Origin of the sequence: Paenibacillus sp. HJGM_3, assembly GCF_045062745.1 — a bacterium.
GTDB lineage: Bacteria > Bacillota > Bacilli > Paenibacillales > NBRC-103111 > Paenibacillus_AA.
Genome location: NZ_JBJGED010000001.1, coordinates 476,354 through 490,574 on the forward strand (window position 1 = coordinate 476,354; position 14,221 = coordinate 490,574).

General features: G+C 54.5%; 9 protein-coding genes. 1 reads left to right on the forward strand and 8 read right to left on the reverse strand.

Features of this window, described 5'->3' with window-relative positions; translation table 11 throughout:
- The first annotated feature begins 127 nt into the window (after window positions 1-127).
- On the forward strand, window positions 128-1,957 hold the full coding sequence (locus tag ACI5FR_RS02095) for an ATP-dependent nuclease (protein ID WP_405449641.1): 1,830 nt from the start codon (window positions 128-130) through the stop codon (window positions 1,955-1,957).
- 400 nt (window positions 1,958-2,357) lie between these two features.
- Here the strand turns inward: ACI5FR_RS02095 and ACI5FR_RS02100 are convergent, their stop codons facing one another.
- The 8 genes from ACI5FR_RS02100 to ACI5FR_RS02135 form a co-directional block, all read right to left on the reverse strand.
- Window positions 2,358-3,146 carry an amidohydrolase family protein gene (locus tag ACI5FR_RS02100; RefSeq protein ID WP_405449644.1) on the reverse strand — a complete coding sequence of 263 codons (789 nt, stop codon included), beginning with the start codon at window positions 3,144-3,146 and terminating at the stop codon, window positions 2,358-2,360.
- Between the two features lie 3 nt (window positions 3,147-3,149).
- Complete coding sequence (locus ACI5FR_RS02105) at window positions 3,150-3,923, reverse strand: amidohydrolase family protein (protein ID WP_405449646.1); 774 nt, start codon at window positions 3,921-3,923, stop codon at window positions 3,150-3,152.
- A gap of 384 nt (window positions 3,924-4,307) precedes the next feature.
- On the reverse strand, window positions 4,308-4,709 hold the full coding sequence (locus ACI5FR_RS02110) for a hypothetical protein (protein ID WP_405449649.1): 402 nt from the start codon (window positions 4,707-4,709) through the stop codon (window positions 4,308-4,310).
- A gap of 123 nt (window positions 4,710-4,832) precedes the next feature.
- Window positions 4,833-5,642 carry an inositol monophosphatase family protein gene (locus ACI5FR_RS02115; protein ID WP_405449652.1) on the reverse strand — a complete coding sequence of 270 codons (810 nt, stop codon included), beginning with the start codon at window positions 5,640-5,642 and terminating at the stop codon, window positions 4,833-4,835.
- A gap of 126 nt (window positions 5,643-5,768) precedes the next feature.
- Window positions 5,769-9,971 carry a carbohydrate binding domain-containing protein gene (locus ACI5FR_RS02120; RefSeq protein ID WP_405449655.1) on the reverse strand — a complete coding sequence of 1,401 codons (4,203 nt, stop codon included), beginning with the start codon at window positions 9,969-9,971 and terminating at the stop codon, window positions 5,769-5,771.
- A 38-nt stretch (window positions 9,972-10,009) separates the two neighbouring features.
- The gene (locus ACI5FR_RS02125; protein ID WP_405449658.1) at window positions 10,010-11,011 is read right to left on the reverse strand and encodes a zinc-dependent alcohol dehydrogenase; all 1,002 of its coding nucleotides are present in this window, start codon (window positions 11,009-11,011) and stop codon (window positions 10,010-10,012) included.
- Window positions 11,012-11,050: 39 nt separating this feature from the next.
- A complete protein-coding gene (locus ACI5FR_RS02130; RefSeq protein ID WP_405449660.1) occupies window positions 11,051-12,640 on the reverse strand; it encodes a type 2 periplasmic-binding domain-containing protein in 1,590 nt (529 codons plus the stop codon).
- Window positions 12,641-12,809: 169 nt separating this feature from the next.
- Window positions 12,810-14,168, reverse strand: coding sequence for an extracellular solute-binding protein (locus tag ACI5FR_RS02135; protein ID WP_405449661.1), 1,359 nt, complete (start codon window positions 14,166-14,168; stop codon window positions 12,810-12,812).
- Between the last annotated feature and the right edge of the window lie 53 nt (window positions 14,169-14,221).

Below are 14,221 nucleotides of genomic sequence, written 5' to 3' on the forward strand. Positions count from 1 at the left end.
CCCTAGGAGTTGTGTTAAGAGAGTAACCCATTAGTAGTCTAGTAGTTATATGTTTCTATGGAATACTATTCCATTCAATGATATGCTTCTAATTAATTAGTAAAATATACCTATTGAGGTGATTGTGATGCCACCGAAAAAGAAAACGCAGGAAATTACAGAAGACTTATTCCCCTGGTTTGAAGCAAGTCGTCCAAACCTTAGGAGAATGATAATAAAAAATTTTCGCTGTATTGGAAGTACTCCCGTAACTATTGATTTAGATGAAATTGTAGTTTTAGTTGGCCCTAATAATGCGGGTAAAAGCTCAATACTGAAAGCCTATGAAGTAGTTATGAACCATGGCTCAAAAAAGGCTCAGCTCAGTGAAGCTGATTTTCCAAATGGAATTGTCGACCCAAATATGCTCCCTGAAATTGAACTTCATACTAATGTGAATGGCGATACATCTCCCGCTGTAAGATGGGTCCAGAAAGATTTAGAAAATGAAAAAGCAATCGTTCGGGAACGTTGGATTTGGAATTCTCCAAATACTGATCCTAAACGTCAAGGGTTTGATGTTGAAAAAAACGATTGGGATAATCAAGTTCCGTGGGGAGCACCTAATATAGCAAAGGAAAACAGACCGGAACCACACATGGTGGAAGCTTTTGCTCATCCTATAGATCAAGAGAAGCAAATAGTTGATCTGCTTACTGCAATTGTAAAAGACCGTGTTAAAACAATACAAAAAACAACCTCGGATGACGGGGAAGAAACAGAATATGCTAAACTTCTGACTCAGCTTTCTGTAATTAGAAGAAAAATACTGGATGAATCAAAGACAGAAATTGAATCAATTGAAACCGAACTCACTTCATCGATCTCGGGTATTTTCCCAGGTTACATAGTAAAGTTTGATTCTAAGGCAGAAGATAATATTGAAAATGATGTTTCTTTATTTAAAAATTCAGCAAAGCTTTTAATGGGCCCTGAATTTGGTTATCAAAGTGCTATAGACAAGCAAGGTAGTGGTGCAAGAAGAACGTTGTTGTGGTCTGCTCTCAGATTAATAGCGCAAGCTGAGAACGCAAAAAAAGCGAAGTCTTCACGTCCACATGTTCTTTTATTGGACGAGCCTGAATTATGCCTTCATCCTAACGCAGTTCGAGAAGCGTGCAAAGTGTTGTATGACCTCCCAACAAAAGGAGACTGGCAAGTTATGGTTACAACACATTCCCCAGCATTTATTGATGTTTCGAGAGATAATACAACTATAGTCCGTGTAGAGAGATCTAACGATGGTGAAATATCTGGCACAACCGTGTTTCGCCCAGAGAAAGTAAAACTGGATGAGAATGATCGAGAGCAATTAAAGCTATTAAATATGTTCGATCCACACGTAGCAGAATTTTTTTTCGGGGGGCACTCCATTATTGTTGAGGGTGATACCGAGTATACTGCTTTTAAGTACATAACTTCAAAAAAGCCAGATCTCTATAGGAACGTACATATTATTAGGGCCAGAGGTAAAGCAACGATCGTATCATTATGTAAGATATTGAATCATTTCGGTTCTGGATATTCTGTCTTACATGACAGTGATTTCCCTTATACTAAGGACGGTAAGAAGAAGAACTCGGCGTGGACACAAAATAATGCGATATTAAAAAAGGTAAAGGAGGCAATAGACCCAAGCAAGGTAAGAATAGTAGCATCATTACCTAATTTTGAAGCGGCATATTTTAGCCAAACAATTCGATCAGGAAAGCCTTATAATGCACTAACTCAATTGAAAAAAAATAATGAGCTATTTAAAATAGTAGAAGAGCTTTTAATCAGTCTTTTGGATTTCACCAAAGATACGCCACAAGGAAGTATTTGTTGGAATGAGGAAGATCAGTTAACACCTTTAGTAGCTGCAATGGCCGAATCGGCGGTGTATTATTCTGAGGATAATGAAGAAGAAGTAGTCTAATGCTAGATAATAGTGAGGTAGTTAAGTTACAATGAGGGATTCTCAAGGAAGATATAAACGAACAAGTGAGATTATTGATAATCAAGATGATTTAAGAAACAGACTAAATCAAATAGCCATTTATTGAAGCAGTGAATCAAAGTTATCTGTTAATAGGATCTACAACTGTGCTCAAAGGAGCTGTTGGCGTATTGCAAGTTAACCCAACAAGCTCTTTTTATTTTCGCCAATAAATCAGTTAAATTCACCATTTCTTACCTGACACTGCCCGACCTACCCAAAAAAGGAGCAGCACCCATCGGGATACCGCTCCTGTTGTCAGTCAGCAAGTCAGCATGTCTTACCGCACGCCGTACGCCGTACGCCGCATGCCGCATACCCTATGTCACGCGCACGCGCTTTACTTCCCGCACCACTCGAGCAGCCGCTCGGCGTTGCCGTAGGCGACTTGCTCCACGTCCGCTTGCGAGGCGTCGGTGTACTTCAGCTTCGCCAGCACCGACTCCGGAATGAAGAACGGCGCATGCGAGCCGAACAGGATCCGGTCCAGCGTATACAGCTCCTTCAGATGCTCGATGATGTCCACGTGCTCCAGGCCCGCGAGCTCGACATGCACGTTGTCCACCGAATTCAGCACTTGCGCGAGCTCGGCGATGACCGGATTGCTGATCACGAACAGCTGCTCCGGGAAGTACGACAACACCTTCACCACCCGGACGATATCCAGGTCGTCCACGTCCAGCAGCGGGTACATCCCCCGCTTGTCCTCGACGCGCATCTGCAGGCTGATGAGCAGCCGGTGCTGCTGGGTCAGCTTCACGAGCGGCTCCAGGACCGCTTCGCTGACGTCGTACATGTGGTAGTTCGGCAGCAGCTTCAGGATGCGCACCCGGCCGTCCTGCACGGCCAGCTCTACTACCTCCGCCCAATTCGCGTAGGAGAGGTCGACTACGAGCACTGGCGAGAAGAACGCATCGCCCAGTGTCGCCTCGAGCAGGTCGCGGTTCGCCCGCATCGGATCCTGCTCCAGGATCGCTTCGATCGGTGCGACAAGCGCTTGCTGCACCCCGAGCGACTGCAGCTTCGCCTTCAGGGCGGGCAGCTCCGTATACCGCAGCTTCAGGAACGGCCAGTTGCCCGTCCATGCGGCAACATCGATTACTTTCGGCAATATTTTCCCCATCGTCATCGCTTACGCCCCTCCTTTGCGAAAGAACTGCAAGGCGTTGCGGTACAGCACCTTGTCCCGGTCTTCCGCCGACATGTCCACGGAATCGATCCGGGCGAGCTGCGTCGAGAACGCGCGGATCGGATAGTCGGACCCGTACAGCACCCTGTCGGACCCCAATTCCCGAAGCGCGTATTCCAGGTAGCCTTCCTCCGGCTGAGAACCGGACGTATCGAGGTAGACGTTCGGCAGGGCCTTAATATCCTGCACGCCTCGGAGCTTGGCCCCCGTCAGGTGGGCCATCAGGATACGCAGCTTCGGATGCTTCCGCGCCATCCGCGCGATATCCGCCGGCGTGGACTCGAACGTCGTGCGCTGGACGGTCTTGTACCAGCTATGGAAAAGCAGCGGGATGTCATGCCGCTCCAGGAAGTCGTAGATCGGCTCGTACCGGTCGTCATCGGCGATCATGGAGATGTGGAATTTGGCCCCGATGATCGGCCCGTTCAGAATGTACTTCTCCATCAGCTCCAGCGTGAAGGCGCTTGGCAAGGAAGGGTTGATGAATAAGAGCGGCAAAAACACATCCGGGTGAGCATTCGCGATCTCGACGAGCGTCTCTGCCTGGAACGTCATGTCGGCCTGGTTCGGATAGATGTTCCCGGCGAATTGCGGATGCGGCATCAGACACGTCTTTTCGATGCCGTGCATTTGCATATGGTGCAGCGCCTTCTCAACCAGCGGTTCCCAAGGCTGCGTTCTAGTAAATACCAAATGAAGATGGCTGTCGACTATCATCTTAAGTACGGCTCCTCTCTCGATAACCACCACTACCGCATTCTTGTATATAACCTGTATATTCCTATCTGTATTCTAATGACGCCCCCTCAAGCTGTCAATGATAAAAAGTGGGAATCGAGGTGCCTTTGCAGGGTGCATGGGGAACGCTTTTTTAGGTCGAATGACGACGCGTTGAAAGAGCCCGGGAATGAATCACCGGCACCGCTCCGAGTCCCAACCCTTTCTAATTGTTCACATTGGTTTACAATCTCGACAAAACGCCACATTTCGCCCGGAAATAGTAAAGCAGGTTAGCTTATTAGTTCACTTGGATAAACGGCTTCCGTTTAGACTAAAAAACCTGACCGAGGCGATCCTGGGTCAGGTTTCTTTAGAAGCGGGCTACATATGGACCCCGGCATCAAATCCGTCGTAATCGTCCCCGGACGGGTCGAAGTCGGAGGAGAGCGGAGCGTCGGCGCCCGCGTCCTCGTTCACGAGATGCGCCGGAATCGGGACCATGTCCATCCCGTACGCCATGTTGTACAGCTGCCCTTCACCCGAAGTGTCTACGGCAGCAGCAGAGGCGTAAGCCTGCTCCTCGGCGGGCAGCAAGTCTCCGCCGTGCGCCTGCGCGATCTCAAGCGCCGACGTCAGCTCGCTGTGGTCCACGAACACTTGCACGACCGGCTGATCGCCGCGATCCGCCATGTGAACGTGGTACCCGATCTCGGTGAGCGTATCGTGAGCGAGGGAAGCGGCATGACGATCCTTGAATTGAAAAATCATTGGAACATGACTCATGGGCAGCGGCCTTCTTTCTGTAGGTGGAAATCCAATCCATCTGAACGAAACAAGGTTAGCTGTTCCCCGAATCCTCCTTTTTCATGCATCGCCCATTCCATTTGCCGCTGCAGCTCGCTACAGTTACACACCCACTGCCTGCTGTACGATTCGAAGCAGCTCGGCATGATTGTCGGGATGCGCCGCCACGAGATACGGCTCCGCCGGGCATGCTCCCGTGACGGGAGTGCCGCCGAAGTCGGTGACTCGTACGCCCGCTTCGCGTGCCAGCAGCAGGCCGGCGTACAGGTCGCAGCCTTCGGAGTTGTACAGCACGAGACCGGCGAGATCTCCGCGGGCCAGCATCGCCCATGTGAGTGACGGCGCCCACACGCGCAGCACGCGCTTCAGCTGCGCCTCAAGCGCATGGCGAAGCCGCAAGGCTTGCTCGTCCTGCTTGCCGACGGCATGGCCCTGGATCCACGAGATCGTGCCTTTGCGCAGCTCGGCGACGGGCTTGGCTCGGATCGGCACGCCATCCTGTGTCGCTCCTCCGCCCGCCGTGGCGCCGTACACGATTCCCAGCTGCGAATCATAGATGACACCCAGCACTGTCTCCTCGTATACATTGGCTGAGATGCATACCCCGTACAGCGGAATGCCGAGCGCATAATTGTTCGTCCCGTCGAGCGGATCGACGTGCCAGATGACGTCCGACGGTGCCGCACCGGTCGTATGGCCCGCTTCCTCGCTCTCGATCGCATGATCCGGGAAGCGGCTGCGGATGCGCCGTACGATCATCGCGTCCGTATGCACGTCCACCTCGGTGACGAGATCCCCGCTGTCGCTCTTGTGGTCCACCGTCAGCCGGCTGCCGAACCGTTCCCGGGCGTACGTCCCCGCCTCGATGGCCGCCTGCTCGGCCAGCTGCTTCGCTTCCTCTACCCACTCCATGGCTGCTTCCCCCTCATTTATTTAACAAACATCGATAATCGCTTCCGTACATACACTACCAGATTTGTCCGGCGCCGGTAAAGAACGCAAAAAAAGAGGCAACCGCTTAGGTCGCCTCCTATGAGCCTATTCTTGCACAGTGATGGAATGCCGGCCTGCCGTCAAAGGCAGGTTTAACAGCTTGGCGGTCGCATTGTAGCTGTAATTCGTAACCGCCGCTCCGTCTACCTGCACTAGGGCAGGTGCGCCAGGCACCCAAAGCGAGAACGAACTGCCTGCGTCGGCATTCCAGATGCCCGTCGTGATTCCAGTATCCGGCGCATAGGCAAACGAAGCATCGAAGTTCGCGGCCCCTTGCAGCAGCGTCTGCCCGCTATCCGCCAAGCCGGTCCCGTCTGTCATCGCGAACGCGACCGGCACGCCGGAAGCTCCATGCGAGACGACGGATTGCTTGGCATTACTCGTGATGTTCTCCACGGTATACTCGCTGCTGGACGTCCCCGTCTTGAACAGAACGTAATCGTATACCGAGCACGTGACGGTGCAAGCTACTTTTGCCCCAAGGACACCGGCAGCCTCCACCCGCTCGGGCTGCAAATTCGCATCGGTCCCCACCGCGTTGTTCGCAGCCGGCAGCAGGCGGATCTCATCGATTCCGATCCAATAATCCCCGGAGGACGGATGCTTCCCGACGACCTCCAAACGAACCGTGTGCGGTCCAGCCGTCAAAGTTACGTTGCCGAATGGCTGAAGAGGAGCGCTCTGCGTGACCGGGCTATAGCTGTCGAATACGGGGCCGACCGGCTGGCCGTCTACATAAGCCTTGACTTGCCCGTATTTGGGCGCGAGCACCAGATAAGCGCTAAGGCTATACGCTCCCGGTTCGCTTACATTCATAGTGAAGTCCACGTAGTCCCCGACTGCATCGGCCTTGTACAGCAGGATATCGGTCGTCGCGGCTTTCACCGAATCGATGATGTCCCCCGAAGAAGCCGCCACCGAAGGCAACAGGTCGGTCCCGGCCAGCACACCTGCCGGCTGCGAAGCCTCCGTTTTCAGCACATGCAGGAACTTACGGTCGGCTACCGCCGCACCGCCGTTTACCTGCGCCATATATCCGTAGGATTCGGCGCCCGCATACTTATCGAACGTAATCGGCACGGCCGACGGCTCGAGGGCATAAACGGTTACTTCAGCGCCGCTATGCCGGTATGAGAGCTTGTTCCCGTTCGTGGCGACGCCGCTTGCGACCGCGGCCCCGTCCACTTTGGCATCCTTGACCGGTCCGGCGTATAGCATCCAGTCGTACGTATGCGTCGAGCTCGCTTTCAGATCGTCCATCATCACGTAATAGTCTCGGACGCGTACGACATGCCGATCGAAGGCAGTCAGCGCAGTGCCGTAAGCTCCGGGCGCCGAACCGTTCACATAGTCGACTGTCGGCGACATAATCCCGGTTTGCAGCGTGCCTCCTCCCTTCACGGATTGCGACCCGCCGTCTACGCGTATCGTGCTGTGGCCGTCCTTGGCCGTGAAATTTTGCTTCGGGCCGGGGCTCAAATCCCGGTATCCCGGGTCCCTGGCGATCCAGGTGCCGTTCGTTGCCAATGTAAAGCTATTCTGATCATAGTGGCTGTGATCGAGCTTGTTGTTGTTGCCGATCAGGGTCATCAGCGAATCGTTGCCGGTCCAGCCGGAGCGGATCGCCGCCCATCCGACTTCGGGGAACACCGCCGAGCTCGGCCATGCATTCGGGACGCCGGCATTCGAATTCGGGATGAAATACAGGAACCGATCGAAGGCGGAGCCAGCTACATCCGCTTGCGTCAAATACCAAACCGCGTACGGATTGTTCAACCAGCGGGCGACGATGCTCATCGTATTAGGGAAAAAGCCGTAGCTGAACGCATTGGCGCCCGAATCGGAGATCGTAGCCAAGCCGCCGCCTCCCGGAGACAGGAAGTAGTTCGACCAGCGGACGATAAAATCATTAAAGAACGGATGCGTAATGTAGCTCTGCACCCCGGTCGTCCGAGTCAAGTTGTCGATCCCTCGAATCATATTCTCCACGGAATAGTCCGTATAGTTGAAGCCTTCCGTTTGTCCGGAATTCATCCGGAAATCGAGGTACCACTGGTAATACCGGACCGCTCGCGTCAAAAACTTGTTAGCCTTCGGACTTTTGCCGAGCAAGGCGGCGCCCCCGCTGCCGAGCGCGGCCGCGCGCAGCGCGTCGGCATTGTTGTCGACATCGTTGATGGAGAGCCGCAGCGGCTCCAACCCGAGACGCTCCAGCGCATCCTCCACCTTCGACTTTTCCGCGGCCGTAAGCGTATCGTACAGCATATCGTAAGCCGCGCTGACGCCGAGGGTCAAATGCGCCGTATCCAGGCAAGACAACCCGCCTCCGCATGGATAATTCGTATCGGTCCACCTCTCCCAGTCCGCCAAGGACAGCATATACGATTTCGCTTTCGCCGCATAAGCCGAGTCCTCCGTTATGACATAGGCAAGCGACAACGTTTCCAGCCTGTATTGAAGCGCTTTGGCCATAGCCGCCCAATACGGATAAGTCGGGCTTCCCGTATACCCAGGTGGATTGGCCATGACGGGCGGCATCACCGGCGGCAAGGGGTAGGTAACCGGATACCCGTTATAGTACAACACGGTATAAGAGGTTTCGTTCAAGTACTCATTGGCACTACTAAGCACACTGTCCCATAAAGCTTTGGCCGTTTCGCCGGAAGGCGACGGCGTCAAGTCCTGCGCACGGGCCCGAAGCGCCGCAATCTCGGCACCGGTAAAGAACAGCCGCGGATGCCCGGTTACGGCGAGCGGAAACGCGATATCTGGTACGAGCTTTAAGGAAGCTTGATCGAAGTAGCCGGTGCCGGCATTCGAGCCGCTCGAGTACAGCAGCACGGAGGCGGTGACCGCGTTATCGGGAGCCGTAGCTTCCACCGCGACGTTCGTCCAGGCGTTCAACGCGCTCACGGTCTTATATTTGTTCAGAACCCTCACGTTCGCGCTGTCCCAAAACTCGATATAATAGCTGAACGAGGAGCCGCTGCTGACATAAACGTCAATGAGCGCCTTATAGACCTCTCCGCCGGTAATCGGAACTTTCGCGCTGCGCAAGCCGCCCGAGCTCGTCGTGCTAGTATCGGTCAGCTTGACGCTGTAAGCGCCCTGAAGCACTTGATCCGTCGCGGATTGGATGCCGATCGCGGAGCTGAGCGGCGTCCATAGCGCCGGTTTGTTGCTTGTTACCGATTCGAACCCGCTGTTAGGCAGCAGCTCCGGAGTAGGCGTTGCATATTGGAGCGAGGCGGCATCGAAGTAGGATACGCCTACATTGCTGGAGCTCGAATACAACAAGAGCGTTGCGGCCACGGCGTTCGTCGGCGCCACGTCTTCCACATTCAGCGAGGTCCAGGCCGCCGTAGCCGTATTGGTCTTCGTCTTATAAGCGATTCGCTGGTTGAACGCATCCCAGAACTCCAGATACAAGACGGAGTGGCCCGATGCGTCATAGGCTCTGACCGAAGCCTTGAGCGAATTCCCATCGACGATCGGCACTTGCGCGCTGCGCATGCCGATTCCGGTACCCGCGCTGGGATCGGACATTTTCAACGAATACGAACCGTCATAAGCGTAGCTGGAATCCGAAGCATAGTAGGCCCCCGGGGTGATCGCCGTCCACTGTGCCGGCAGCCCGCCCGCCACCACTTCGAAGCTGCTGTTCGGAAGCAGTTCCGTGCTTTGGGTAATGTTCGTAATCGACGCGACGTCGAAGTAGGATATGCCGGTATTCGTGGAATCCGAATATAGCAACAGGGTTACATAGGCAGCATGCTCTGGCACCTCATCCTCCACGCTCAATACAGTCCAATCTGCGGAAACGGTATTTTTCTTCGTTTTGTAAGAAATCCGCTGGTTGTTGGCATCCCAGAACTCCAGGTAGAGGATCGAGTGGCCCGTATCGTCTTTGGCGAACACCGACGCCTGAATGCGATCCCCCTGCCCCACCGGCACGTTGGCGCTGCGCATCCCAATGCCCGTCGTAGAGCTCGGGTCCGTCAGTTTCAAAGCCCGGGCGCCGGCGTAAACGTTATCGGTAACGGAGGCATAGTAGTTGCCCGGAGTAATCGCCGTCCATTGGTCGGGCAAGCCGCCGGATACCGCCTCGAACCCTCCGTTCGGGAGCAGCTCCTGACCGGACGCAGCTTGCGCAGCCGGAAGAGAACTGAACTTCCCAGGCATCAGGGGGAGCAAACCAACAGCTAGCACTGCAACGAGCAATTTGGCCATAAACCGTTTTAATCCCAAGCTGATCGACTCCTTCTTAATCGGTTGGATGTCTTCGATCAATGATTGTACTGGATTAACACGCCGAGAGATTCGCTCGGGAACTCCCGGCAAAACGCATAGGCCCGCTCAATGTCCCGGTAATCGTATCGGTGGGTAATGAGCGGTCCGACCCGGATTCGCCGATCCGCCAGCAGTCGGACAAATTCAGCCGTATTCCTCCCTTCCGTCCATCGAACATAACCATACGGGTAATCGACTCCTTCTTTCTCGTAATGCGGATCGTACCTACCGGGACCTCCTGCCCGGGAGATGCGAATCGACGCTTCCTTGGCGAACAGGGCAGCACGGTCGAACGCCGGCAGCGGATCGCCTACGATGACTAGCGTACCGCGGTCCCTCAGCAAGCGAATCCCATCATCCATCAACCTTTGCCCGCTGCTCCCCGCGCACAGCAGGACACAGTCGGCGCCTTTGCCTCCGGTGATGGCGGCGATTCGTTCCTCGAGCGCTCCCTCAGCCGGATGACGGCCCGGAAGGCGACTAACTTGCTGCCAAGCGTGGCACCTCCTCTCCAGTACGTCGAATGCTTCGACCTGATAAGCGGCGGCCAGCGCGATCTGAGCGATCAATTGGCCCAAGATCCCGAGCCCTATAACGGCGGCAACCTCGCCGAACTGCAATCCGGATTGGCGCAGCGCATGAATCGCGATCGCACCTATGCCCGCGAAGGCGGCATGTTCCGGATCGACCTCCGGCGGTACCGGGACCGCCAAATGCTTCGGTACGAGCAAGTACTCCGCATGCTTCACATAAGGGCCGCCGTAACAAGCGACCCTCATCCCCTCCTCGATCCCCTTCACCCCGGCCCCTGCGGCCTGCACGATCCCGACCGCGCTGTTGCCAAGCGTTGTATTGGACTTCTTTTGGATTAAAGCAAGCTCGGTTCCCGGGCTAATGGCCGAATATTCCGTTCGGATCAAGACGAAGTGGTCTCGAAGCTCGGGAATTTCCGTTTCCAGCAGCTCCACTTGCCCATTCCGGCTGTAAGTCGTTTTCATGGTTTCTCTCCTATCTTTCCTGCAGCCCGTGAACCTTTTTTAGTTTTCCGACTTGAATGTAATCGTCCGATTTAGCGCTTTGCTGACTTGCGCCGCGTAGGAATCCAATATTTTTTTGCCTTCGTATTTCGTCATCAGCTCTTGGCGGTATTTAGGCCAGTTGGATGCATCCTTTTCCTCGGTTACGATTTTGATCTGAACCTGATTCGCTTGCTTGCGCATTTCCGGCAAGTTCATGGTCGGATCCGTCACGACGCTCGTGCCGATATTCGGAGTGAATTTATAGGAGCGGATTTTGGCAAGGATGGCCCGGTCGCGATCGGTTTCCTGCGGATCGACATATTCCAGGTTGAGGAAATGCGGTTCGTTCGGCGCGAAAAACGAGTACACCTTCAGAAAATCGCCGTTATCGGTGATATCTTTTTTGAAGGCATCGGGATTCGGCTCGATTTTGTTGCCCGTTTGCTTGTAGTGCACGCCGGCTTGACCGTAATGCGTAAGCAGGAAGCCTTCAGCGCTTGCGAGCCAGTCCAGGATTTCGATCGACTTTTTCGCTTTCGCTGCAGAGGTCTTAACATTGATCAAGAACGGATTGCCGGGCAGCGGGAGCGTGTTGACGCCGGTCTTCGCCCAAGGATGGAACGGCTGCCAATCCACGTTCGGATTATTCGTCACTTCCTTCGTCTTCTTCTGCATGCTGTCTGCCGCATTGTCGAGAGCCGCGGTCCGATAGCCCAAGTAGACGATTCCCACTTTCCCCTGCTGCGCCTTCTCGACTTGCTGGCCCGTCTTATTCAGCAGCCAGTCCGGATCGACGATGTTCATGGACAGCGTTTTTTTGAGGTCGTCCAGCACCGGACCCATCCGAATGTCGGTGCCGGGGTCGATCAAACGGTCGTTCTCGATGAGGAAAGTCCCGTATAGTCCGTTTTTGTAAAACTCGGGAAACCCGCGCGGGATGGACGTGCCGTTCCCGACATCGGTGAAGCCGTACGTATCTTTTTTGCCGTTCCCGTCGGGATCGTTTTCCGTAAACGCTTTCATTACGCTGATCATGTCTTCGTAAGTTTCCGGCATCTTGAGCCCCAGCTTATCCAGCCAGTCTTTACGGATGTAATAGCTCGTGTACAACGTGCGCGTATACGGGACGGGAGCGCGTTTGAATACGTTCTGCACCTGATAGCTTTTGAGCTCGTCTTCGGTCACCCAGGTCTTGAAATAGTTCGGCATCGTCTTCGGCGTGACGAGGTTGGTCAGATCCATTACAACGCCGTCTTGGATGTACTTGTTGGATTCGACGCCGTTCGCCATAAACAGATCCGGCGCTTCCCCGCTGCTGATTCTCAGGTTCAGCTTGTTCGTGTAGTCTTGCCCGTTGGCCATGAAATCGATTTTCAAGTCTACGTTGAATTTGGCGTCGATCGTTTTCTTGATGAAATCTTTATCCGCCGGCGGCAGGGTGGACGTAACCGGCCCCATAACGAACCAGTCCAATTTGAGCTTCTCTTGCGCGCCGGTCTGGGACGCGCTCGCTTCCGGCGACGATTGCGGCTCGCCGGATCCGGAGCAGGCGGCTAAAACGGCTGCTGCAACCGTTAAGGCCACCGTAGTGTTGAACCATTTTTTCACTGTTACCCTCATTCCCCTCTCTGAATTACATCTATATCACATAATTACAAAATCATTATAGTACTCTGGTTCTTGTTGCGTCAATATGTAAAGATGTGATTCAGATAAAATACAAAAAAGCTCATCTCTTCAGGATTCGCTCCTCCAAGAGACAAGCTTCGCGCTTCTATTACAGCTGGGACTCCAATCTGAGGGCCAATGCGTCTTCATCGTCCAATCCGGACCAGAACAACAGCAGCTCTTCGCGCAGCCTCGCTACCATTCGGTAGTCCATCTTCAAATCCTTGTGGAGCCGAAACGTAGGGATGATATGCCGGAACATGTGATAGTTCGCCACACGGCTGTCCCGCTCCGGAACGGACGCTTCCGCGACAGGCTTCACGGCGGGAATGCTGAAGGTATGCCGGCTGATGAGCGTTTGCGCTTCGGCCGAGGTCAAGAAGCGGACCAGCTCTCTCGCGGCTTCCGCATTGGCAGAGCGCGCATGCACGGCAAGCCCCATGACCAGCAGCAGCGTATCGGGCGTATGGAGATGAGGCAGCGGCGATACATCGAACGCGAACGGTGCGTCCTTCAACATGTTCAGTCCGAAGTATGTCGTCAAGATGATGGAAGCCCGCTGCTTCAGGAGCAACGTTTGCGCATCCATCCGCAGACCGCGCGGGAAAATCGCTTCATTCGCCACGATGTCGCGGCAGAACGATAAGCTGTCCATCAGCTTCGTGCCTCGTAAAGATACGGTCCCGTCCTCTCGCCGCACGAACTGTTGTCCGCTCTGCATCAGGAACGGGAGCCACCGATTCTCGGTTTCGTGAAGAAAGAACAACCCGTATCGTTCCGGCTTCCGGGTCAGCTTCTCGGCCTGCTCGATAAGCGTATCCCAGCTCCAGCCGCTGTCCGGCTCCAGCAGCCCGCTCTCCCGAAAATGGTCCTTATTGTAACACAAGACGACCGGCGAAAAAAGAAACGGCTGTGCCCGCAATACGCCGTCCTGCTTGAAGCTCTCCGTCAGAAACGGGTAAATGTCGCTCCGTTCCTCCTGCACCTCCAATGCGGGAAGCAGGCCGTTCGCCGCCAGCTCCTCGAATCCCGGGTATGTCAGCGCGACCACATCGAAGACGCCGCTCTCGACGCAGGATCTCGGCGTCGTTTCCGGCACGATCGTGGGCTGCACCTTGATATGCGGATATTGGGCGTGGAAGCGGTCCAGCAGCTCCTCCAGCGCCGCATCGCGAGCGAACGTATGCGGCACGGCCAGGATGAGCGTCGTATCGGCTGCCGCTGCTATCGATCTAGGGCAAACCCGCGAGCCCACCCGCGGAATGGTCTCGATCCATCCCTCCGCGGCTAGCGTATCGAGTCCTTTGCGCACGGAATTGATGCTCATGTTGAACTGCTCGGACAACGCTTCTACCGATGGCAAATAGGTGCCAGGGGCATATTGACCCGAGGCGAGGCGGCTGCGCAACGTTTTCACCATGTCATCGAAACGGGCGCGAAATGTTTTACGGCTAGGCGTTTGGCTCATCGTTCACGACCTTGTATTATATCTGATCCTCAATCAGAATGTTTTGTATTCTT